Below are 22,952 nucleotides of genomic sequence, written 5' to 3'. Positions count from 1 at the left end.
CTGGACTTCATAATAGGCGCTAAATCTAGAATCGTATTGTATTGGCAGTCATTGGGAATGAGGTGTAAACCCTCAGCTGTCCCCGCAACTGTAACGGACTGAGAGTCTGAAGCCAGATACCAAGGCCAATACCTACACTTAAGCGGGCGCACTTAAGTCAGTACAGAAGGCCAGTCGTAGCAATGCGAGTGGCCCGCTCTGCTGCCGTCCGTATTTGAGGCGGTATGAGTTCACCACAAATCTCCGTACACAACCTGAGCCTGACCCTGGGTGACAAGCCGATTCTGTCAGCGTTAAACTTTACCATTGCGCGTGGGCAGTTTATTGGTCTGATTGGGCCAAATGGCGCTGGTAAGTCTAGCTTGTTGCGCTGTTTATATCGCTATTGGCAGCCCTCACAGGGGGAGATCCGTTACGCAGGTAAACTTATTTCGGACTATTCCCGTCGCGATTATGCACGTCAGGTAGCCGTTGTCTTGCAGGAGATCCCCAGCCAGTTTAATCTGGTGCTGTCCGAGGTTGTTGCGATGGGCGTGACACCTCATAAAACCCTCTTTAGCGCTGTCAATGTTGACGATAAACAAGGTATTCTTGAAGCCATTGAGCGAGTGGGCCTGAGCCACAAGGCGCAGCAGGCTTTTGATTCCCTGTCCGGGGGCGAAAAGCAACGGGCGATGATCGCCCGGGCCATGGTACAGCAGCCAGATTTATTAATTATGGACGAGCCAACCAGCCACCTGGATGTGAAGTATCAGATCCAAATTATGGAGCTGGCTAAAGCCATGGGGGTGACTGTGATTGCCTCTTTTCACGACCTAAACCTGGCGGCGGCGCTCAGCGATGAGTTGCTGGTGCTGGCACAAGGTAAGCTGATGGCTCAGGGCACACCTCTGGATATCATAACCCCCGATTTACTCAGCGACATTTTTGGGGTGTGTGCAGAAGTAGAAACAGTACCCGGACTCCACAGCAGTGCACCGGGCGTGCCACACATTCGTTATCATTATGGGTATCAGCTATGAAGGCATTACTGATACCGGGCCTCATTTTTGCCTGCATGTTCAGTCTGCTCAGTGCGCTGTCTGTCGGGGCTGTTTCTCTGAGCTGGGGTGAAGTCTGGCAGGCGTTAAGTAGTTATGACAGCAGCATACTGAGCCAGAAAATTGTGGTAGAGCTGCGATTACCCCGCACCTTACTGGCTTTTTTCGCCGGTGCCGGGCTCGCCATTGCCGGGCTTATTCTGCAAACGGTCACCCGAAACCCATTGGCCGATCCCTACTTGTTTGGTATTTCCTCCGGTGCTTCCTTCGGCGTCGTGTTACTGGTTGCGCTGTTTGGTGTGCAGAGTGCGCTGGCATTGTCTGGTGCGGCTTTTGCTGGCAGCGCCGTGGCAATGAGTCTGTTACTGCTGATTGCCTTTCACAAAGGCACTGCACTGGTTGAAAACATGCTGTTGTCGGGTGTCGCTTTGACCTTTTTATTCTCTGCCTTTACCAGTTTGCTGTTGTACTGGAGCGATCCGCAGGCCATCAGCGCGATTATATTCTGGAGCTTGGGCAGTTTCAGCCGTGCAGACTGGCAATGGCTGTGGTTGCCTGCATTGGTTGTTTCAGCCGGTTGTGTTTTGATGCTGTTAATGCGCCGCAGCCTGAATGCCTTGCTGGTTGGCGACGAGAGCGCGGTCACACTGGGGGTGAATGTCCACCGACTCAGGCTGGGCATGCTGATTTTGGCGTCGATGCTAACGGCGGTGATTGTCGCTGCCTGTGGTGGCGTCGGCTTTGTTGGTCTGATGATCCCCCATATCGTGCGCTTTTTTATCTCTCAGGTTCGCACTGTGGGTATGTTAGCGACGGCCTTATCTGGCGGACTCATGATGCTTTGGGTCGATGTACTCGCCCGTACCCTGATAGACAACCAGGAGCTGCCGATTGGGGTGATCACCTCAGCGATTGGCAGCGTGTTTTTCTTATCGCTGTTAATCGCCAAAAAGCGCGCCGCCAGCATCTGATCTAACCGGAGACTTTATGATCCCACAACTCAACCGCCAGCATGACGCGCATATTCAGCACACTATAGATATGAAGACTAAGCCTCAGGGCGCATTGGGCAAGCTCGAAACGCTGGCGCATCAGCTGGTCACAATTTTGAGTCAGGGCATGGAGCGCAGTCAGCTTGAAAGCGAAAAACCAGATATCGTGCGTCCTCAGATGCTGATTTTTGCCGGCGATCACGGTATTGCAGGCGAAGGCGTTTCTATTGCACCCAGCGAGGTGACAGCCCAGATGGTAGCTAACTTTGCCACCGGTGGCGCGGCCATCAATGTTTTGTGTGCTCAGCTTGGTTGGCAATTGAGTGTGATTGACTGCGGTATTTTGACGCCACCGGCGCCTGAGCTGAATGTGGTGTCGCAGCGCCTTGGTAATATCACCCGGCCTTTGCACCTTGAACCAGCACTGAGTGAAGCGCAGCTGGAGCAAGGCCTGGCATTGGGTCAAGAAGCGGTAAAGCCAGCGCTGAGCTCAGGCACGAACTTATTTGCATTGGGCGAAATGGGGATCGGCAACACCACCGCCGCTGCGGCCATTTTTTCTGCCCTGAGCGGGCTAACAAGTGCTGAAACGGTCGGGCGAGGCACCGGCGTCAGCGAAGAGGTGGTAGAGAAAAAGCAACAACTTATCGAGCAGGCTTTGCTATTACATCGTGAGGTATTGCATGACCCGTGTGAAGTATTGCGCCGTTTAGGCGGGTTTGAAATCTGTCAGATGGTCGGTGCCATACTGGAGATTGCCCGAGTTCAGAAGGTCATTCTGGTGGATGGCTTTATTGCGACAGCCGCGGCCATGCTGGCTTATCGGATTGACCCTGCTTGTAAAGACTATATGGTTTTTGCACATTGCTCGGGTGAGCAGGGGCATCAGGCGATGCTGAACTGGCTTAATGTTGAGCCACTGCTGAACCTGAACATGCGACTCGGCGAGGGCACCGGTGCCGCACTGGCCTTACCCCTGTGTCAAAGTGCGCTGGCGTTTTATTATCAGATGACCAGCTTTGAGGCGGCGGCCGTCACTCAGGTGGTCGAAACCTCATGAGTGAACTTAGACAATTTAAGCTGGCGGTAATTTTTCTGACCCGCATTCCCGTTAAAGTGTCGGGCGAGGTCAGCGATCAGGATATTAATCAGGCCAGTGGCTTCTTTGCCTGGGTGGGCGTGTTATTGGGTGTTCTGCTGGCCCTGATCTACTTAGTGCTGAGCAGCTTCTTGCCCGAAGGCATTGCGGTATTGCTCACGCTTGGTGGCGGACTGCTGATCACCGGCGCATTTCATGAAGATGGCTTTGCCGATGTCTGGGACGGCTTTGGAGGCGGCTGGAGCGTAGCCGACAAGCTGACCATTATGAAAGACAGCCGCCTTGGCACTTATGGTGCTGCCGCATTGACTATCTTGCTGCTCACCAAATATCAGGCTTTGCTGGCACTGAGCGATCGCGCCCTTTATGTCTGCGGTGCGCTCATTCTAGCCCATAGCCTGAGCCGGGCCATGGCGACCAGCCTGATCGGTAAACTGGACTATGTGCAGGCAGATGCGCAAAGTAAAGTGAAGCCGGTTGCCCAGTCTCTTGCCCATGAAAGTAAGCAGTTACTCTATGTTTGTGGTCTTATTTTGCTGATAGTGAGCTGGATAGCCGGGCTGTTTACGTTATGGCAAAGCATTGCGCTGCTTGGTGTACTTTGGCTATGCCGCGCGATTTGTATTTACTGGTTTAAGCGTCAGCTCGGTGGGTATACCGGAGACTGCCTGGGCGCGGCGCAGCAACTGGGTGAGGTGGTCGTGTATCTATTTTGTCTGGGCGTCTGGTTATGACAGGACGGGTAGAATTGATCCTCGGCGGGGCTCGCTCAGGAAAAAGCAGATTAGGTGAGCAAAGGGCCGAGTGCTGGCTTAGTGATGGCAAAGTGGCCCGGCTAATTTATGTGGCCACGGCGCGCCCCGGGGATGAGGAAATGGCCGCGCGGATCGCACATCATCAGGCAACGCGCACCAAGCACTGGCAGCTAGTTGAGGAGCCCTGGGCATTAGATCAGGTTTTGAGCACGCTTGGCCCCGATGATGGCGTATTGATTGACTGCCTGACGTTATGGCTAACCACAGCGCTGTGCGACTACAGCAGCTCGGCATTTCAAAGCAAGCGCGCAGCGCTGCTGAGTGCCCTGAAATCCAGCCATGCACAGGTTATTCTGATCAGCAATGAAGTGGGCCACGGCATCGTACCACTTGGTGAGTTAAGTCGCCGTTTTGTTGATGAAGCAGGCTGGTTACATCAGGACATTGCCGCACTGGCGGATAAAGTCGATTTTGTGATGGCGGGTCTGCCGTTGACACTTAAAGGAGGCGAGATATGAATACGTTAATGGTACAGGGCACCACCTCCGATGCGGGTAAAAGCACGCTGGTAGCGGGCTTGTGCCGGGCATTACAGCGCCGCGGCATTGAGGTCGTTCCGTTTAAACCACAAAATATGGCACTTAACAGTGCGGTCACGCCGGATGGTGGCGAAATTGGCCGGGCTCAGGCGCTACAGGCTATGGCCGCCAAGGTACCGCTCAGCACCGACCTCAACCCCATCTTACTCAAACCGAATTCAGATACCGGCGCGCAGGTAATCGTACATGGCCGAGCGCTGAGCAACATGGAAGCGGCGGGCTATCATGACTACAAAAAAGTCGCCATGCAGGCAGTACTGACCTCACATCAGAGGCTCAGCGAACAGTATGCGCTGTGTGTGGTAGAGGGGGCCGGGAGCCCGGCGGAAATCAACCTGCGGGAAAATGACATCGCCAATATGGGGTTTGCCTGTGAGGTCGATTGCCCGGTGATCATCATTGCAGATATCGACAAGGGTGGCGTGTTTGCCCATCTGGTAGGCACCCTGGCGCTGCTGAGCGAATATGAGCAATCCCTGGTTAAGGGATTTGTGATCAACCGCTTTCGCGGCGATATTGCCTTACTGCAAAGTGGCCTGGACTGGCTGGAGCAGTATACCGGTAAACCCGTATTGGGTGTGCTGCCTTACCTGCATGACCTGGCGCTGGATGCCGAAGATGCCGTGACCATTGCCAATCGCATCGACAGTCCCGAGGTCAAAGTGGCGGTTCTGCTACTGCCACATATCAGCAACCACACCGATTTTGATACCCTGCGACTAGACCCTAAAGTGGACCTGCGTTATGTGCGTCACACCGAGACCATAGGCGCTGCCGACTTGGTGATCATTCCCGGCAGTAAAAATGTCCTCAATGACCTGGCCTTTTTGCGTGCAGAAGGGTGGGACCTTGAACTGCAACGTCATGTGCGTTATGGCGGTAAGGTGCTTGGGATCTGTGGCGGATTTCAAATGCTGGGCAAGAGCATTTGCGATCCGGAACAGGTTGAGTCGACGCTCGGCACTATTCAAGGCCTGGGTCTGGCGGAGTTTGATACTAAACTGACGAGCAGTAAAACCCTAACTCAGTTGCAGGCAAACTGCCTGTTAAACGCACAGCAAACGCCATTGAATGGCTATGAGATCCACTGCGGGATCAGTCAGGGCCCGGCACTGGCGCGGCCATTTTTACAGTTTGTTGCACATCCATCGGGGTGGCAAACCGACGGTTTTATCAGTGAGGACAATCAGCTGGCAGGCACCTACTTGCACGGACTGTTTGACAGTCCCGAGGGGCTAACCTGTGTACTGCAGTGGGCAAGCGAAGGTCGCTACAGTGGCGGCGGATTCAATCTGGCTGAGCACCGGGAGCTGCAACTTGAGCGGCTGGCAGATATGTGCGAAACCCATTTAGAGATAGATAAAATTCTGGCAATCAGTGAACAGAGGACAGCATGAGCGAACACAATCAGGACAAACACAAGGCAAGACAGCAAAAAGTGAAAGAGCAGGTCGATGCCAAAATCGAGCAGGCACAGGAAGAAAAAGGCATATTGCAGGTGATCACCGGCAATGGCAAAGGTAAGTCCACTTCAGGGTTTGGTACCGTGGCCCGGTGCGTGGGTCATGGCATGAATGCTGCGGTTGTGCAGTTTATTAAAGGCATGTGGGAATGCGGCGAGCGTAACTTGCTGGAGCGTGCTGGTGTGCCGTTTGCCGTTATGAAGACAGGTTTTACCTGGGAGACGCAAAACCGTGAAACAGATACCCAGGCGGCGCAGGCCACCTGGCAACAGGCAAAGCAGTGGCTCCGGGATGAGGATATCGACCTGGTGCTGCTGGATGAGCTCACCTATATGGTCAGCTACGACTATCTTGATTTGGATGAAGTGATTGAGGCGCTGGAAAATCGTCCGGCGATGCAGTCGGTGATCATCACCGGCCGTGGTGCACATCGTCGTCTGACTGAGCTGGCCGATACCGTCAGTGAGGTGCGCAATGTGAAACACGCGTTTGAAGCGGGGATCAAAGCACAAAAAGGATTCGACTTTTGATGAACAAGGTTCTTATCATCTGGCTGAGCCTGGTGTTCTTGTTGACTGCGATATCAGCGAGCGCAGATGATAGCTCCGCGCCGCCTGCCAAACGGATTGTGGCTTTGGCACCACATATTGTCGAGAACTTATATGCCATTGGGGCAGGAGAGCGCATCGTCGGCACCGTGGAGTATGCGGATTATCCGGCAGAGGCCAATCAGATCCCCCGTATTGGCGGCTTTCATGGTATTGCACTGGAGAAGTTGCTGGCTTTGTCGCCCGATCTGGTGATTGCCTGGCAGGGGGGCAATCAACAAGCCGACCTGGAGAAGCTTGAACAGCTTGGCATCAAAGTAGTGTACAGCAAAACCAAAGACTTACAACAGATCCCTGATTCGCTGCGCTGGCTGGGTCAGTTAACCGCACTGGAAGAAAACGCTGAGCAGGTTGCTCGGCGCTTTGAGCAAGGTCTGGCAAAATTACAGAAACGTTATCGCTCAGCCACGCCTGTATCTGTATTCTATCAGTTATGGCCTGCGCCTATGATGACAGTCAATGGCACCACCTGGATCCATCAAACCCTGGAGGTGTGCGGTGCCAGTAATGTGTTTGCCGATGCTACCACGGCATATCCGCAGATCAGTATCGAAAACGTGCTACATACTAAGCCACAGGTGATAGTGATCCCGCAGGAAAAATCCAAAAAAGCACAGCCAAAAATTGACTGGCACAACTGGCCAGAAATCCCGGCGGCCAAGCATCAGCAATACATTGAAGTGAATGCTGATCTATTACACCGATATACCAGTCGGGTGCTTGAAGGGCTGAGCGGATTATGTGATAGACTTGACGCTTCGCGAACTTACTATCAGAAACTCACAACCGCTGGAAAACAAACATGACAACCTGGAGTGACGTGCTTGGGCACGAAAAACAACAAGCGTATTTTCAGGACACCCTAACCTATGTTGCTGAGCGTCGGGCACAGGGCGTGACCGTCTACCCACCTCAGGAGCAGGTGTTTGAGGCGTTCAAGGCGACCCCTTTTGATCAGGTCAAAGTCGTGATCCTGGGACAGGACCCTTACCACGGACCTAATCAGGCTCACGGACTGTGTTTCTCTGTGTTGCCAGGCGTTAAGGCACCACCGTCGCTGGCCAACATGTACAAAGAACTGGCGCAAGACATCGCGGGCTTTCAGATCCCTGACCACGGCTATTTGCTGCCCTGGGCTGAGCAAGGCGTACTGCTGCTCAATACCGTACTGACGGTGGAGCAGGGACAGGCACACTCCCACAAACATCTCGGCTGGGAGCGCTTTACTGACGCCGTGATTGCACAGCTTAACCAACACAGCGAAGGGGTTATCTTCTTGCTGTGGGGCGCGCATGCGCAAAAGAAAGGCAAAGCGATTGACCAGCAACGTCATCACGTGCTGCACGCACCTCACCCGTCTCCGTTGTCAGCGCATCGTGGTTTTTTTGGCTGTCAGCACTTCTCGCAAACCAATACGCTATTGCAAAACATGGGCAAAACGCCCATCAACTGGCAAGTCTGAGCCGGATTCAAAAACAAAAAAAGGCGCTCAATGCGCCTTTTTCGTTAAATAAAGTCAAGCTCGTCCAGATCGATGCTGTCTGCGAATATGTCCAGTTCTTCCAATTCCTTACGCAGGCGTTGTTTGTCTTTCAGCGCTTCAATTTCACGCCACTTTCTTTTTTTGCCTTTAGATGAGGTTCTTCTCTTTGGTGCAGGACTTTCTAGTGTTGAAATAAAATCGTCTAGGCTATCCATGAATTTCTCCTATTGATGTACTAACCTCAAAGATTTGTGTTTACGCATTACCCAATTTGAATGAAAAACACACTTCAAGTAATGCTGGTATACCACAGACAAGAGAAAAGTAAAATAAAAATGTGTCCGTCAGGTTAAAAGCAGGTGACAGTTTGATGAAGCTCAAATTTGCTTCAAGTTATGCGCAAGTCAGGAAAACAAAGCGCTGGCGGGTAGAGGGCCGATGAGCCAGACAAATAAATCGTAGGGAATAAAAAACGCCACATAAGGTGGCGTTTTTCGCATAGTTGATGAGCGCTGGAAGCGATATGCTTACAAGGCTTTAAAGCGCGCTTCCAGAGTTTCCTGAGCTGCCGCAAATGAACGAATACCTTCAGCCAGCTTTTCAGTGGCCATGGCATCCTGGTTATGCAACCAGCGGAATTCGCTTTCACTTAATGGTGCAGGCTTCGCTGTAACCTCATAATCGCTATCCAGTAAGTAGTCCTCTGTGGCAGGCAACTCACCTAGCTCTTCTAACAGTGCCGGGCTGATAGTCAGCTTGTCACAGCCTGTTAGTGCGATAATCTCGCCGGTGTTACGGAAGCTGGCACCCATCACAACTGTGTTGTAGCCATGACGTTTGTAGAATTCAAAAATACTGCGTACAGACTGTACGCCTGGATCTTGTAGTGGATCGGTCGGCTTTTCCAGGCCATTGGCGACGTGCCAGTCCAGAATACGGCCAACAAATGGCGAGATCAGGAACACGTTAGCATCGGCACATGCACGGGCCTGCGCCTGACTGAATAGCAAAGTCAGATTACACTTCACGCCTTGCTTTTCCAGCGCTTCTGCGGCTTTAATGCCTTCCCACGTAGATGCGATTTTAATTAAAATCTTGTCTTTGCTGACACCCAGCTGCTCATACAGCGCCAGTAACTGCTGTGCTTTGGCAATGGTCGCTTCGGTATCAAACGATAAACGTGCATCGACTTCGGTTGAGATATAGCCAGGTACAATATTGGCGATCTCTTTACCAATCAGCACGGCAAAGTAATCACAAGCCAGTTCCAGTTGTTGTGCCGCGTCGTCATGCTGACTTTTGGCGTAATCCCAGGCCGCTTTCAGATAATCCTGATAAGCAGGCATCTCGGCTGCTTTTAAAAGCAGAGACGGGTTAGTGGTGGCATCTTCCGGTTGGTGTTTACGGATTGCCTCGATATCTCCGGTGTCGGCGACGATAGATGAATGCTGTTTTAGCCTATCTAATGCTGAAGTCATGCTGTCCTCATTCCAATTCATAGCAGCGTGTCAAAAAGTCTACTTTTCCTATGTTGCATTACCGTGACCTGTGTGAATAGGTCATATGTCCGTATTTGCGAGGTCGCTTCACGAGAAAATCCGAATGCTGGATGCGGGTGCACTTCGTCAGTCGGAGAACTGTGTGACGAACTGCAAACAGGCTGGTCTGCCAGCAACTGGGCAAGCAGTGTCGAACCCCCGCAGAATATTGCGCTTGCGCTCACCGGGGGATAGTGTTGAAATTGACATTTATCAATAGTTAAGTCAATAGGCAGGCCATGATCACTCTCGTTTCCCCGGCAAAAAATCTCGATTATGATACTCCGGCGCACACCGCGCGTTTTACCCAGCCCGAACTGCTCACACACAGTGAAGAATTGATCCACGTGTGTCGTGACTTATCACCGCAACAGATAGGCACGTTGATGAAGATCAGCGACAAGCTGGCAGGTCTGAATGCGGCGCGCTTTGCCGACTGGGCGCAGCCTTTTACCCCGGATAATGCCAAGCAGGCTGTGCTGGCATTTAATGGCGATGTGTACACCGGCCTGGATGCGGCAAGTATGGATGACGCAACACTGGACTATGCACAGCAGCATTTGCGTATTTTGTCTGGCCTTTATGGTGTACTGAAACCGCTTGATCTGATGCAAGCGTATCGCCTTGAAATGGGCACTAAGCTGGATAATCCGCGCGGTAAAAACCTCTATGAATTCTGGGGCCGTATCATTGCCGACAAACTCAACGAAGCGCTGGAAGCGACTAATAGTCAGGTGTTGATCAACCTGGCATCAAATGAATACTTTAAAGCGGTAGACAAAAAGGCACTGAACGCCGAGATCATCTCGCCGGTGTTCAAAGACTGCAAAAATGGTCAGTTCAAGGTCATCAGTTTCTATGCCAAAAAAGCCCGCGGCATGATGGCGCGCTACATTCTGGACAACCAGGTCGAGTCGCCGGAGGCATTAAAAGCGTTTGATGTGGCGGGCTACTACTACAGTGAAGAAGCCACTCAAAAAGCCAGTGAGCCGGTGTTTTTGCGCGCTGAGCAAAACTAAGTGGAAGTTTTAACCATGGTGGCTAAAGGATTAGTTTTGATTGCATTCCTTGGGCTGTTGACTGGCTGTCAGGGTCAGCTCAGTACCCATGGGGGTGGCATCGTCCTTACATGTGAGCATAATGAGCGTGCCTGTGTGCAGCGCTGTCAGGATGACTATGTCAGCGCCGATCCGCTTCAGGCACGGTGCATTCAGCGTTGTTATGAACAGGCGAATCAGTGTCGTGTGAGTGCGCCTGCTGAGTGACTTGGTTACCCGAACATTGATCTGGTTAGCGCAAGCTGAGCAAACGCTCAGGTTTTCTGGGGCATATCGCAAAATATGCCTTTAACACCTTCACCTACCGAAGCGCTGGACTTTAACCTGCACGTAACCAAAATTTATACAACTTACCATTACCTTGTTCAATTGCTATGGCATAATAGACTGCTAAAAATCAACGACAATTGAATGTCTCAAATATAATAAACAGGAATAGCGATGAAGCATCTATCCCTTCTTTTAACCATCCTAAGCGTTTTATTACTGAGTGCCTGTAATACAACGTCGATAAAGCAAACGCGTATCAGTGCAGATCAACCTCTTGCTGCGGGTCAGGGCGTCATTGCAGTGCAAGTGATCAATAACACTGAGCGCTTGGCACCATGGCACCGAGAGTGGGGGGAAGTGATAGTTGTCCGTCTGGATAACCAACAAGCACTCAAGCAGGCAGCCATTGCAAAGGCAAAAACTAAGGCAAAGGGCAAGCCAATCGATGAAGACAAGGTTGACTGGGATCCCGATGTTTATACACTGAGTGCAAGGTCACATGGTACTGAATCCAGTCAGGTTTTTGTCGGTGCGGTTCCAGAGGGTGACTATGCCATCGTGCAGCTGTATAGCTACCATAACGACGGTAATGTGGTGTCATGGGTCAGTATGCCAGTTCTTTCCTCTGCTGGGGAATTTAAGGTGGCAAAAGGTCGCTTTACTGATCTGGGCTCTGTGGTATTTCAGCCACTACTGAACATTAAAAATGACAGCTTCTGGAGTCAATCTTCAAAACAAAAAGCCTATGTCACGCGGCTTAAAACCTCGACGGAGCTGGGAACGTTTGTTCGCGAGCATTATGCTAATCTGAGTATGTCGGTTGATTTCTCTAATCCGCTAGGGTGGCAGCAAGATATCCTCGATCCCATCAGAGATTCATTGGGGGCGCTGTCGCGAGATAATGCATACGGAAATAAAGCGGTCTCGATCAAGGGGGCCGATTATAACGCAGTACTTGCAAAGTTTGGTCAGCTCAGGCTCGTTTCTGATCGAAGGTGGCAGCAGTATAATTTACCGACAGACAGCGAACTTCTGTCAGCGATGGAACTAAACGGTCAGTTATTGGTGGGAAGTGAACGTGGTCAATTATTTGAAAAAACACCAGAAGGCTGGACGAATCATGCGCCCGTCAGTGCCAAAGAGGCGATTGTTTGGATGGGGACTCATTCGCAGGTTGGATATGCTTTAACAAGCTCAGACAAGCTACATACCATCTACAAGTTTGGCAGCGCTGCTGAACAGTGGCAGCAAATTGGGCAATTCAAAAAGAAGCAAGGTCAAACATTTTGGGTACAAAACGGTGGCCTATTCGCGTTTTTTGACCAAGCCGGCAACTTGAAGATTATCAACGACAATAAACTGTATTGGTATGATGTGGCATTACAACAATGGCAAGCTAAAAAATACAAGTCATTTAAGCGCTTTACTCAACTGAAGAGTGGCGTTTTGTTGGGCGTAGAGGTAAGTCAATGGGATGGTTATGGCGATCCCTTGGTGAGCTTTGATCATGGCCAGAGCTGGCAGAAAATTCAACGTGGCAGTACTTTGTTGAGTTACAATAAACATGACATGAGTCTGGCGGCGGTGTTATCTGATGGTACTTTGGTGAGTACCAGTTTGCAGAAGTCGGCCACTCAGACCAAACGTACCCACAAAATTATCACGCTGAAACCAGGTACTGACCAGGCCAGTGGCTGGCAACAGCAGGGCCCGCTTAAAGCAAACTGCCACACTTTATTACCTGAGCTAACGTCGCAAAACACCCTTTACTTTTTGTGTGATCAGGGGCAGATAGTGAGTACGTCAGATCTGGGCCAAAGCTGGCACAGTGAAGTGGATATCAACATCGCACAAATGCAAAAACAGTACGAAGAATTTATTGCCAGTTATCTTGAGCGTTTAAAGAAGGCCGAGAGCACAGCAGCAGACAACGAAGGTGCCTCAGAGTAAGCGATGAATAAAAATGTCCTGCTGCTGGCCTGCTGTCAGGGCCTGATCACCACAGGAAATATTCTGCTGGTGACCATCTCTGCGCTGGTGGGGCAGCTGCTCAGCCCGTCGGCCGCCCTGACCACTTTGCCTGTAGCTATGCAGATGGCTGGGTTATTGATGGCGACGATTCCGGCCTCGCTGATCATGGCTAAAACCGGTCGTAGACTGGGCTTCTCACTGGGTAATCTGGTCGGGATCAGCGGCACCTTGCTGGGTGTCTGGGCGCTCAGAGAAAGCCATTTTGCCCTGTTTTGTGTGGCGACCACTTTGATTGGAATCGGTATTGGGTTTGCCACCTTGTATCGATTTGCTGCCATAGAAGCGAGTGATAAGCCCGCCACGGCCATTTCGATCATTATGGCCAGTGGTGTCGTCGCAGCAGTTTTGGGGCCGAACCTGGCCGTTTGGGTGAACGAGGTGTACCCGGCATTGAATTATGCCAATTCCTTTGTGGCACTCAGTGGCTTGTATGTGCTCGCCTTATTGCTGTTGCAGTGTGTACGCTTTACGGAGGTGGATCCACATACCACTGAAGCACCCGCCCGGACCCTGAAAGAAATCGTGGCACAGAAGCAGTTTCAGCTGGCGGTGCTGGTGGCCATGATCAGTTATTCCGTGATGAACTTTTTGATGACGGCGACGCCGCTGGCTATGCATCGTCATGGATTTGATCTGGCGGATTCTGCGCTGGTGATTGAGTGGCATGTACTGGGCATGTTTCTGCCGTCATTCTTTACTGGCAAACTCATTGAACGTTATGGTGCCAGAGTCATGATCCTGTTGGGCTGTGTGTTGTATCTGGCCAGTGCTGGTATTAACCTGCTGGGCGTGAGTCACTGGCATTTTTTACTGGCCTTATTTGCCCTTGGTGTAGGCTGGAACTTTATGTTCATCAGCGCCACGCAATTGGTCAGTCAGACGTATGCGCCGCAGGAGCGTGCCAAGGCACAAGCCTGCAATGAGTTTCTGGTTTTCAGCATGGTGGTGGCATCCTCACTGAGTGCTGGATTTTTGGAAGCGACGATGGGCTGGCAGACGCTTAATCTGTGGAGCATACCTGTGGTGGTGGCCGCTTTAATAGCCACCCTTGTGCTGTCCAGAGGCAGTGTCACGCCTACACGTTTACCGGCAGGCTGAGGTAGGCCAGCACCACTTCATCGCGAAACAGGATATCCTGATGTTTGCCCTCGCTGCGGTAGTGCTGGCACATGGCCTGAGCACTGTGTGTTTGTGCTTTTAACAGCTGGCTGGGCATATCAACACTGGCCGCGGCGCTGTGCCATTTGTCGATGAGTGCCGGTGGCGGTGCAGGCAAAGTGGGCAGCACCCGCTCGACCAACTCAAAGGCACTGTCGCGTGCCAGCAGCAGCATGTCGTCGTTGGCGGCGGCAAACCAGCTGACACCGGTATGGCTCACACACACCAAAGGCATAAATGGCGCCAGTGCAGGGAAAATCTCATTACGATAGACGTCGACCTCCCAGTAGCTGCGAGCGATTTTAACGAACTGTTCAAAGCTGGTAATGGCACCAAACCCAGATTCTGCGAGTAAGCGGATCTCGACCCGGGGTTTATTGGGGTTGACGGTATCGTTGGCTGCATCCAGGTACCAGGGTCCGGCCACCAGCGCATTCTGAAAATACTCATCGCGCAGCGAGCCCCATACCGGCTCGAGCGTCAGGCCGCTGTCTAGCAGGGCTTTGAGCGGTTGTAGTGGTGCCGCAACGGGTTCTTTTGCCAGCTCGGCTTTGAGCAGATCCTGGATGGCATTGCGGACTTCTTTGCAGCGCCCGAGCGGATAACGCTTGCCAGCAAAAGTAGGGTACTTTTGTGCCAGTGCGGGGTCAATCTTCAGGCGTAAATGGGCCAGATACACTTCCAGATCGGTGACTTGTTGTGCTGTGAGCATCGGGGTTCCTGCATCAGTGAGTACTGTATGCAGTGTAACCCCGTGTCTGACAAGATAAAAGCCGTTGGCTTATTTTATACAGCTGATCAGATAGCTGAGGATCGCATCCGGGTGTTCTGGGTCACGGCTATAATCCGGCAGGTAGGCCGGTTTATCCAGTAACTGACGTTCAACCAGCATATCAATGGCATCCAGTTGTGCCAGCCCGGTTTTGCCCAGATAAAGATTATCCAGCGAGCGCTGCTGCGACAGCTTCACCACGTCTCTGAAGCCTTTCAGATATAAATGGTCTTTAGTAAATCCGCCACCGCGGAACACTCGCGTCGTCAGGCCAAACGCCTCGGCGCTGCCCAGATAACTGGTATCACGCAAAAACTCATACACCTGATAAAACTGCTCACCTTTGACCATTTTATCTACCGCCAGCACCCGCAGCGCCAGGGTTTTCAGGCGCATCAGGTTGATATTCCCCGACTGGAACTCACGGAAAATCGCCAGGCCTTCCTGGGTATAGGTATTACCCGGCAGCCCCAGACGCAGCAGGTGCAGCGGCTGTTGCTCGGCATTGAGCGTGGTGAGCAGGTGTACACCAATTTCATGCTCTATCAGCGCCCGAACATCCAGCTCAGAGAACATCGCCGTGCTGTTAACCAGCAGGGTTTTCTTGCCATTATCCACCATGGCTTTTGCCACCAGCTTAGTGGACAGGCTCACCTTACAGGGCAGCTGCATTTGTGCAATGGCCTGCTCAAACCGGCCCAGCGCCTGCTCGGCATTAATGGTTTTTGGGGCCGCCGGCTGTGGCTCTGTGGCATGAATGATAAAGCGCGCATTGGCGATGTCATCAACACTGGGTTCACCATAGTAACGCAGCGAGTTATATAAAAACTGCTCTTTGCCGACCTGAGTGATCACGTCAATTTTAGTGGCAAAGTTATCAATCAGCTTGCGATAAATGTCTTTGATCAGCGGATCGCCGATGTCCGCCACGGGCAAGCGATAGAGTTGCTCTTTAAATTCATAGGGATCCATGCGCAGCGGACGATACTTAAACTGGGGCCGGTAATGGCTTTTGTTAAAGAAACGGCGTTTTTCCTGAGCAATGTTCGTTGGGTTGACATAATGCAGAGTGTCCAGGTTGCGGGCCAGTTTATACAGCGCCAGATCGACTACCTTGATGGCCGGGTCTATATGTTGCTGAACATGGTTAAACTGCACCATTGCTTTGGAGCAATAGCGTTTAATAAAAAACCGCGCGGTCTGGGTCAGGGCAATATGCAAATTGCGCTTGAGCTTTTCGAACACCAGCGGGTAGAGCTCCCCGGTCAGCTCGTCCATAAAGAACTTACGCACTTCCAGCGGCAGGATCAGGGTGTTTTTATATGTTTTAGTGATAAACGTGGCCTGATAGCCGTCACCCTGAAATACGCTGTTCTCCGCAAAGCTCAGCGGCGCGCCCTGAAACTTCTTGCGGCACAGCTGTTGCCTGAGGGTATTAAACACCGGACGCCAGCGCAGTGCATCAAGCTGAGCGGTCCCCAAGTTAAAGTCGGGCGCAAAGTCATACTGGCGAACCTGCCAGTTATAGCTGTGAATGTCGAACACCAGACAGGCAGCGAATTTTTTCTCCAGTGTATCCAGTACCAGCTTAAGCACCTGATAGTAGGCCGCATGTTTAGACAGACTGAGATCGCGCTCGGTGCCGTCGGGCTGCTGTTGCCAGACTTCTTTGCCCCACGCCTGGGTATAAATGGCCTGCTGCGGGGCACGATTGAGATCGTACTCGTAACGGGAGTCACGGGCTATCAACACAATCGGCATGGCATCAATCAGCTCGCCGGTGTGGGGATCTTCCTCTTCAAAACGGGCCTGTTCGCTCAGCGCCATATTGCCGTGCAAGGAGGTCCGCAAGCGGCTCCCGGCATGGACGGCTGTTGCCACATAAGGCACATATTCGCGGATGTGCAAATACACGGCACCGCCGGCCACTTCCCCTTCAAAGGGTTGCTGGGCGGCAAGGGCCGCGACCAGCGCTTGTTCAGACTGCATGGGCATCTTCAATTACCTGACGAAATGCATTTTTACGATGGTTTACCAGCTCTTTGGCATGCACCACACTTTCAACAAAGTCGATCACCTGTACCTGCAAACGGGTGCGGTTCAGACGATTGATGCGAGAGATCCCGCCCGGACTGAGCACATTCACTTCAATCAGCTTGCCGCCAATCACATCAATGCCAACAAAGTACAGGCCATCGCGTACCAGTTTAGGGCCAATGTGCTTGCACAGCGCCTGCTCCTGCGCGGTCAGTTTGTGTTTAACCACTTTGCCACCGGCATGCACATTGGCGCGTACTTCATTGCTGGCCGGAATGCGTTTCATCGCTCCAATGGGCTCGCCATTGAGCATCAGGATCCGTACATCGCCCTCTGCAGCGCCGGGCACATACTCCTGCAAAATCACATAATTGCTGCCTTTGCCAGACTCATCGCCACCAATATAAAACTCCAGCAGGGAGCTGAAACTTTGCTTGGCGCTTTTCTCCAGCACAATGACACCGCGGCCACCGTAGCCATCGAGTGGCTTGAGGATCATTTTGTCGCAGCTGGACTCGGCGAAGATCCGCTCCAGGTACTCTTTGTTTTTGGATACATGGGTGGCCGGTATAAACTCACTCGCGGTGCCCTGAAAGGACGCGGTATACAGCTTATTGTTAGCAATTCGCAGCCCATCGATGTCGTTCACGATGAAGGTATCGTCGCGCACAGAATCTAGAAAGTTCATGGCCAGGGTATCGAGCGGCGGATTGGCGCGCATAAAAATCACATCAAACCCGGCCAGCGGTAACTGAGTACGTTTAAACTGGGCTTTGTTGTAAAAACTGACGAAGTTGTCGGAGACCTTGTCCTGCTTAACGAATACGTCGCAAAACGCGCTGGCGACGCTGTCGCGTATGGTCAGGGCATTGACTGTGGTAATGGCAACAATGTGATTGCGCGACACTGCTTCGTGGATCAGGCGCAGGGTACTGTCGTTCTCGGCGTCAACCCGCTCCCACGGGTACATAATAAAACAAATTTTCACTGTCGGAATAGATCACTTAATCAGGCTTATTTTTGGCGACTATAACGACAAAAGCAGTGCTTAGCTCGCGAGTTATTTTTATCGTCAGGATAAAAAATAAAGGGAGTAATAAGGAGAGGAAGGAAAATGCAGGACGCCGGGCGGCGTCCTGATATGGCTCAGGTCAGGCTACTTTTTCTTTTTCGCTTTGACTTTGGCGGCCTTTTTCTTGGCTTTGATTTTTGCCGGATCTTTTTTCTTTTTCGGCAGCTTAGCTTCTTTGTGTTTTGGCTCCAGCCCTTCAATCACGCGGCGTTTTAGTTTCTGCTCTGTATAGCGCTCAACCTTACCGAGGATCTCAGCATCATGGGCCTCAACCAGTGAAATAGCGGTGCCTTTTTTACCGGCACGACCGGTACGGCCAATACGGTGGACATAAATGTCGGCGGTCCGCGGCATATCAAAGTTAATGACATGGCTGATATCCGCAACGTCGATACCACGTGCCGCCACATCGGTGGCGATCAGAATGCGGGTGCGACCACTGTGGAAGCTGGCCATGGCGGCCATGCGCTTGTCCTGCGGCATTTCACCACGCAGCCAGGTGGTTTTGATGTCCTGGGTGTATAACTCGCCAACCAGTTTTTCGAGACGCTCACGGGTTTTGACAAACACGATGGCCTTGGTCACTTCTTCGCTTTGTAGCAGGCTGGCCAGCATCGCCAGTTTATGCTCGTAATCATCAGCCAGGTGGATCCACTGATGAATTTTGCCTTTTTCTTTGCGCGTTGATTCGGCTTCAAGCAGCGCCGGATCTTTTAAGATACGCTCGGCAAATAGCTCTACACTGTCGCCTTCCAGAGTCGCTGAAAACAGGAAACACTGACGGCGATTTTTTGCTTCGTTGCAGATCTTGAGCATTTCTTTTTTAAAGCCCAGGTCGAGCATGCGGTCAGCTTCGTCGAGGATCAACAGCTCAACGTTATCGGCATGGAAGTTCTCGGTTTCGAGGTATTCCATCAAACGCCCCGGTGTGGCTATCAGAATGTCGTTGTTCTTTTCGAAGATCTCTTTGTGACTGCCGTAGTTTATTCCCCCGGTCACCACCCCGATTTTCAGGTGCGTGCCTGCAGCCAGCGCTTCGCATTGCTCAAACACCTGGTAGGCCAGCTCGCGGGTCGGTGTCATGATCAGCACACGGGCAAAGCCGGGATCGCGACGCGGGAAATCCATCAAATACTGAATTGCCGGGATCAGGAAGGCGGCTGTTTTACCTGTGCCAGTTGGCGCCGAAGCAAGGATATCGCGGCCCATCAGGGCCTCCGGAATGGCCAGCTGTTGAATGCTGGTGGCTTGCTCAAAGCCCATTTTTTTTATGGCAGTCAGTAGCGTGCCGTCGAGATCGAATTCAGTAAATTGCATAGTGCATCACAAATAAAGGACAATAGCGGAATTATACTTGGCAATCCGGGTTTCTCAAAGGAGCAAAATGGCTGGCTTTGCATTTAAGCAATTTACGGTGGCACAATCACGCAGTGCAATGAAGGTGTCGACCGATGGCGTGTTATTCGGCGCCTGGGTAGATGTGGCGCGCGCGCAGCGCATGCTCGACATTGGCGCTGGCACGGGATTACTGAGTTTGATGTGCAAACAGCGCGCCCCAAGGCTTGTAATCGATGCGGTTGAAATTGATGCGCAGGCTTGTCTGGACGCCACTGACAATATTCACGCCAGCCCCTGGCCGGATATTTCTATACACCAGACACCCATCCAGACATTCATCTCAGATCAGCCTTATGATTTGGTGATCAGCAATCCACCGTACTTTAATCACAGCTTAAAAGGGCCTGATGCTGCCCGTAACACCGCACGGCACACAGACAGTTTGAGTTTTGTCCAGCTTATAGACGCATTTATGTGCCACAGTCACGAGCAAGGTCGGCTGGCGGTGATTTTGCCAGCTCAGGAAGGTCTTGCATTTATCGCGCTGGCACAGCAGCACGGTTTGCATCTTGCGCGTCGCTGCGATGTGTCCATGACACCGGATAAGCCTGTCAGCAGGCTGATGCTGGAATTCCACCGCAACCAAACCACGCAAGAGCTGCACAGTCTGTGTGTGAGAAACAAAATGGGGGAGTATAGCGAGGCGTTTATTGATCTGTGTCGTGATTTCTATCTAAAAATGTGACTCAGAAGGGCGGCGTAATGGGCACTCATGCAGTAATCTTATGTAATACCTAAGGTGTTTTAAAAGCGCTACACTCGCAACTAGCCAAATAAGACTAAACTGGGTCAATGCATGCCCAGTGCAAGGAGCCGACAATGGATCGAGATACCCAAATCATCTGTGACTTTCTGAGCGATATTAATTTGCCTCATAGGCTGTGCCCTGTTGAGGGCGAGATGTTTCTGCCGGGACTACAAATCGTGTATGGCGTACTACATATAGATGTTGATAAGCTGGTTTGCGCGGGAGACATACTCCATGAGGCGGGCCATATTGCGGTGTGTGAGCCGATATTCAGATCACAGCTGCACAAAGATGTTTACAAAAACGGGCTTAAAAACGGACGTGAGAAACAAGCGATGGACGGTGAAGAGATGGCGGCAACCGCCTGGTCTGTTGCTGCGATTTGGCACCTAGGCTTACCTATTGATCTGGTGTTCCCGGAAAATAGCTATCAGGGTATGAATCAGGCTCTGAAGGAAAGCTTCCAAAACGGTGGGGTATTTGGCGATCCGCTGCTCACAGCATGGGATATGACCTGCCCGGATAAGGGGTTTCCCAAGATGACGAATTGGATGAGAGAAATACGCTGGGTAACAGAATTGCCGCAGCAGCTTGCAGAAGCTTAGATACGGTTGAGAATTCACCCTCAGAGTAAGGTTTAAACATGCTCTGAGGGATTTTAATTATGCCTGGCCGTGCTGGCGTATCTTGGTCAAAAAGTCAGATACATCTACAGAGCAAAAAGTCACCATGGCAAAGAACTGATTGAGCTTTGGCTGGCCCACATCTCGCTCCCAGTTTTCATAAGTCTTACGACAAACCCCCAGCTGAGTTGCCATCGCCTGCGTTGTTACCCCTTTGTTCTTTCTTAACTTCCTAAGATCATCACCGGTAATATAACGGGAAAAGAAATCCATGCTGTTTATTCCTTTGTTTATTTTTTTTAAAGGTAAAGCCGGTTCCGATTAATGCACTTACCGCATTACTTAAAAGACGGATCACCGGGCGCCTATTGCTATTTCCTGCAATGGGTAATTTGTAACTCAGATTGCGATGAAATAAATAATAATATGCACCTATTTTGCATGTTATGAATTGATTCATCAGAGGGGGAATGTACCTTTGCAATACACAGGTAAAGAAGACCCTGCATGATCAAAATGAAGGAGCTTGAAGCCACTGTGTTGTGGAAGAATCACTGTTCCTTTTTTGGTTGACCTGAATAGTAGGTGAACAATACAATATCAGCTGTTTTTTGACCATCTTGCCTCTGATGGATTATAAATCGGGCGAGGGGCCAGTATTTCGTTTTATTTATTAATACGTTACCTAAATCAGAATAAGAAAATGTGTGGCTTAGGTTTTATGCGTTAATGAGTATATCTGGCAAGGGGGTCTTGGATTTTTCTGTCACGGGATGTTTATTATGCAAGGTTTCACTCAAGGAGGGAGGAGGTTCTCTCTTTTGTATGCACTGTTCAATATGTGTTTACTCTATCCACTTGGTTCAAAAGCCACCGAAGGGTTTGAGCAAGCGTATGTACCTATTAATGTCGGTGAAATAACGACATTTATTCCGATAGAATTGCGTCCGGACGCGATAGTTAAACTCTCAAGCCAGGAACTTGATGGATATACAAGTCTTGCCTGGACACCGTCACCACAGGCCGAATACTACCAAATACACAAATTTGAAGGAGGAGCCTGGCAGGTTGTAGCCACTCAGATAACGGGTCGTTTTTACCGGCATAAAGGGACGGGCCGTTATCGGGTTCTTGCCTGCCATAAATACGGCTGTTCATCAAGCAACCCTGAAAATAGCAATGTCAGCGATAATTTAGACATCAAAGCGTTTTACACCCAGAACTACAGCGCAGTAGAGGTTGGTAGCCCAGTTCGAGTTGGCTGGGAATTGACTGGCGCAACCAGTGTGACGATTTCACACGCGCAAAATGGCGGTCGCAGCGTGGCACAGCTTTCAGCGCTTAACAGTGGTACGCACGCTTTTAATGTACATGGCGACTCGACATTTACGTTGACGGCTTATGGATTCGATGGCGCAAGCAAGTCTACCTCGATTAATCTTGCGACGGTCAGGGAAAATCCATTCTTAAACAAGGGGATCCAGAGCGACTATAAACAGCCCCTGTTTGGCTTAAACCTGGACATTATTGAGCGCACAGTCTTTCAGGATAAGCACCATCTTATTTTCTCGACGCACGATGGGAAGTTGTATTTTTTCCGGGCTCACAAAGAACAGAATAAACCTGTTTCATGGCAACAGGAGTGGGTGTTAACACTGGATGGTGTCGTCAATAGTGCGCCTGTCATCACGGAGCATTACCTGCATTACAACGAGACGAACGCACAAGGTCAGGGACGAACCTGTATGGTACGTTTAGCGGATAAAGCAAATGTAACCTGTTCACCGTATGAGCAGGATGCCTTACTCTCCAGCCCGGTCATCGTTAACAATGACGGCAATTATTCCGCAAAGTTCACTGACTCACTGGCTGGCAGCAACAAGAAGGCTGCCGGTATCTATGCGTTTTACCGCAGCGGTAAAGTAAAGATTTTAGACCAGAAAACTTTATTGCCAAAACCACAGAGCTTTACATTGGCTGGTCATCTTGATCACCCGGTTATCACCACCCCAACGTTATTTCTGAACAGAAAGAATATTCAGGGTCTATCCGAAATGATCCTGGTGAAGGATCAGGATCAGGTGTTGGGAGTGGCTATCCCCTCTACGGAGTCTGTGCAACTCCAGTCACGCAGTGTGGGTGTGCTGTCAGTCAACGCACTGAGTGAGTCAAAGCCCATGACCATACTATGGAAGGGAGCGCTATAAC

At 51.1% G+C, this 22,952-nt stretch carries 23 protein-coding genes and 1 riboswitch; of the genes, 16 read left to right on the top strand and 7 right to left on the bottom strand.

The annotated features are described in order from the left end of the window. The first annotated feature begins 25 nt into the window (after positions 1-25). Positions 26-144, top strand: a riboswitch (cobalamin riboswitch). An 80-nt stretch (positions 145-224) separates the two neighbouring features. From CWB99_RS08050 to ung, 9 genes are read left to right on the top strand one after another with little or no spacing between them, the layout of a single operon-like run. Beyond that, a complete protein-coding gene (locus CWB99_RS08050) occupies positions 225-1,022 on the top strand; it encodes an ABC transporter ATP-binding protein (protein ID WP_138550399.1) in 798 nt (265 codons plus the stop codon). Continuing rightward, on the top strand, positions 1,019-2,011 hold the full coding sequence (locus tag CWB99_RS08045; protein WP_138550398.1) for a FecCD family ABC transporter permease: 993 nt from the start codon (positions 1,019-1,021) through the stop codon (positions 2,009-2,011). Before CWB99_RS08050 ends, CWB99_RS08045 begins: the two co-directional genes overlap by 4 nt. A 16-nt stretch (positions 2,012-2,027) precedes the next feature. Continuing rightward, positions 2,028-3,092, top strand: a complete 1,065-nt coding sequence (gene cobT, locus CWB99_RS08040; protein ID WP_138550397.1) for a nicotinate-nucleotide--dimethylbenzimidazole phosphoribosyltransferase — start codon at positions 2,028-2,030, stop codon at positions 3,090-3,092. Beyond that, a complete protein-coding gene (locus CWB99_RS08035) occupies positions 3,089-3,865 on the top strand; it encodes an adenosylcobinamide-GDP ribazoletransferase (protein ID WP_138550396.1) in 777 nt (258 codons plus the stop codon). The genes cobT and CWB99_RS08035 overlap by 4 nt, the downstream gene beginning before the upstream one ends. Next, positions 3,862-4,404 (top strand): bifunctional adenosylcobinamide kinase/adenosylcobinamide-phosphate guanylyltransferase, encoded by a 543-nt coding sequence (cobU, locus tag CWB99_RS08030; RefSeq protein ID WP_138550395.1) that lies wholly within the window; start codon positions 3,862-3,864, stop codon positions 4,402-4,404. The genes CWB99_RS08035 and cobU overlap by 4 nt, the downstream gene beginning before the upstream one ends. Then, positions 4,401-5,882: a cobyric acid synthase gene (locus CWB99_RS08025; RefSeq protein WP_138550394.1), complete on the top strand. Its 1,482-nt coding sequence runs from the start codon at positions 4,401-4,403 to the stop codon at positions 5,880-5,882. Before cobU ends, CWB99_RS08025 begins: the two co-directional genes overlap by 4 nt. Beyond that, on the top strand, positions 5,879-6,478 hold the full coding sequence (gene cobO, locus CWB99_RS08020; RefSeq protein ID WP_138550393.1) for a cob(I)yrinic acid a,c-diamide adenosyltransferase: 600 nt from the start codon (positions 5,879-5,881) through the stop codon (positions 6,476-6,478). Before CWB99_RS08025 ends, cobO begins: the two co-directional genes overlap by 4 nt. After that, a complete protein-coding gene (locus tag CWB99_RS08015; RefSeq protein WP_138550392.1) occupies positions 6,478-7,362 on the top strand; it encodes a cobalamin-binding protein in 885 nt (294 codons plus the stop codon). The genes cobO and CWB99_RS08015 overlap by 1 nt, the downstream gene beginning before the upstream one ends. Next, on the top strand, positions 7,359-8,018 hold the full coding sequence (gene ung / locus CWB99_RS08010) for a uracil-DNA glycosylase (RefSeq protein WP_138550391.1): 660 nt from the start codon (positions 7,359-7,361) through the stop codon (positions 8,016-8,018). The genes CWB99_RS08015 and ung overlap by 4 nt, the downstream gene beginning before the upstream one ends. 44 nt (positions 8,019-8,062) lie before the next feature. On the opposite strand, the gene CWB99_RS08005 is transcribed toward ung, so the two are convergent. Continuing rightward, positions 8,063-8,254: a DUF3545 family protein gene (locus tag CWB99_RS08005; RefSeq protein WP_125557981.1), complete on the bottom strand. Its 192-nt coding sequence runs from the start codon at positions 8,252-8,254 to the stop codon at positions 8,063-8,065. A 312-nt stretch (positions 8,255-8,566) separates the two neighbouring features. Then, entirely contained in the window at positions 8,567-9,517 is a 951-nt protein-coding gene (tal, locus tag CWB99_RS08000; RefSeq protein WP_138550390.1) for a transaldolase, read from the bottom strand. A 299-nt stretch (positions 9,518-9,816) separates the two neighbouring features. On the opposite strand from tal, the gene yaaA reads away from it, so the two are divergent. The 4 genes from yaaA (at position 9,817) to CWB99_RS07980 (ending at position 14,034) form a co-directional block, all read left to right on the top strand. Next, entirely contained in the window at positions 9,817-10,596 is a 780-nt protein-coding gene (yaaA, locus tag CWB99_RS07995; protein ID WP_138550389.1) for a peroxide stress protein YaaA, read from the top strand. Further along, positions 10,597-10,842, top strand: a complete 246-nt coding sequence (locus CWB99_RS07990; protein ID WP_138550388.1) for a hypothetical protein — start codon at positions 10,597-10,599, stop codon at positions 10,840-10,842. A gap of 234 nt (positions 10,843-11,076) precedes the next feature. After that, on the top strand, positions 11,077-12,855 hold the full coding sequence (locus CWB99_RS07985; protein ID WP_138550387.1) for a hypothetical protein: 1,779 nt from the start codon (positions 11,077-11,079) through the stop codon (positions 12,853-12,855). Between the two features lie 3 nt (positions 12,856-12,858). Further along, a complete protein-coding gene (locus CWB99_RS07980) occupies positions 12,859-14,034 on the top strand; it encodes an MFS transporter (RefSeq protein ID WP_138550386.1) in 1,176 nt (391 codons plus the stop codon). Here CWB99_RS07980 and CWB99_RS07975 read toward each other — a convergent pair. From CWB99_RS07975 to srmB, 4 genes are all read right to left on the bottom strand, one after another. Beyond that, positions 14,012-14,806, bottom strand: coding sequence for a hypothetical protein (locus CWB99_RS07975; RefSeq protein ID WP_138550385.1), 795 nt, complete (start codon positions 14,804-14,806; stop codon positions 14,012-14,014). The genes CWB99_RS07980 and CWB99_RS07975 overlap by 23 nt on opposite strands. Positions 14,807-14,875: 69 nt before the next feature. Continuing rightward, positions 14,876-16,855: a flavohemoglobin expression-modulating QEGLA motif protein gene (locus CWB99_RS07970; RefSeq protein ID WP_138550384.1), complete on the bottom strand. Its 1,980-nt coding sequence runs from the start codon at positions 16,853-16,855 to the stop codon at positions 14,876-14,878. Continuing rightward, entirely contained in the window at positions 16,845-17,891 is a 1,047-nt protein-coding gene (gene gshB / locus CWB99_RS07965) for a glutathione synthase (RefSeq protein ID WP_125778864.1), read from the bottom strand. The genes CWB99_RS07970 and gshB overlap by 11 nt, the downstream gene beginning before the upstream one ends. A gap of 168 nt (positions 17,892-18,059) precedes the next feature. Then, positions 18,060-19,292: an ATP-dependent RNA helicase SrmB gene (srmB, locus tag CWB99_RS07960; RefSeq protein ID WP_138550383.1), complete on the bottom strand. Its 1,233-nt coding sequence runs from the start codon at positions 19,290-19,292 to the stop codon at positions 18,060-18,062. Between the two features lie 67 nt (positions 19,293-19,359). Between srmB and CWB99_RS07955 the strand changes: the two genes are divergently transcribed. Then, positions 19,360-20,058: a tRNA1(Val) (adenine(37)-N6)-methyltransferase gene (locus CWB99_RS07955; RefSeq protein WP_138550382.1), complete on the top strand. Its 699-nt coding sequence runs from the start codon at positions 19,360-19,362 to the stop codon at positions 20,056-20,058. A gap of 134 nt (positions 20,059-20,192) precedes the next feature. After that, a complete protein-coding gene (locus tag CWB99_RS07950; RefSeq protein WP_138550381.1) occupies positions 20,193-20,726 on the top strand; it encodes a hypothetical protein in 534 nt (177 codons plus the stop codon). A gap of 57 nt (positions 20,727-20,783) precedes the next feature. Here the strand turns inward: CWB99_RS07950 and CWB99_RS07945 are convergent, their stop codons facing one another. After that, the gene (locus CWB99_RS07945; RefSeq protein ID WP_054014624.1) at positions 20,784-21,017 is read right to left on the bottom strand and encodes a helix-turn-helix domain-containing protein; all 234 of its coding nucleotides are present in this window, start codon (positions 21,015-21,017) and stop codon (positions 20,784-20,786) included. Between the two features lie 566 nt (positions 21,018-21,583). On the opposite strand from CWB99_RS07945, the gene CWB99_RS07940 reads away from it, so the two are divergent. Next, complete coding sequence (locus CWB99_RS07940) at positions 21,584-22,951, top strand: hypothetical protein (RefSeq protein WP_138550380.1); 1,368 nt, start codon at positions 21,584-21,586, stop codon at positions 22,949-22,951. The last annotated feature ends 1 nt before the right edge of the window (position 22,952 follow it).

The sequence above is a fragment of the Pseudoalteromonas rubra genome, from assembly GCF_005887095.1.
GTDB lineage: Bacteria > Pseudomonadota > Gammaproteobacteria > Enterobacterales > Alteromonadaceae > Pseudoalteromonas > Pseudoalteromonas rubra_E.
This window is presented reverse-complemented; position numbering and strand designations above follow the sequence as displayed.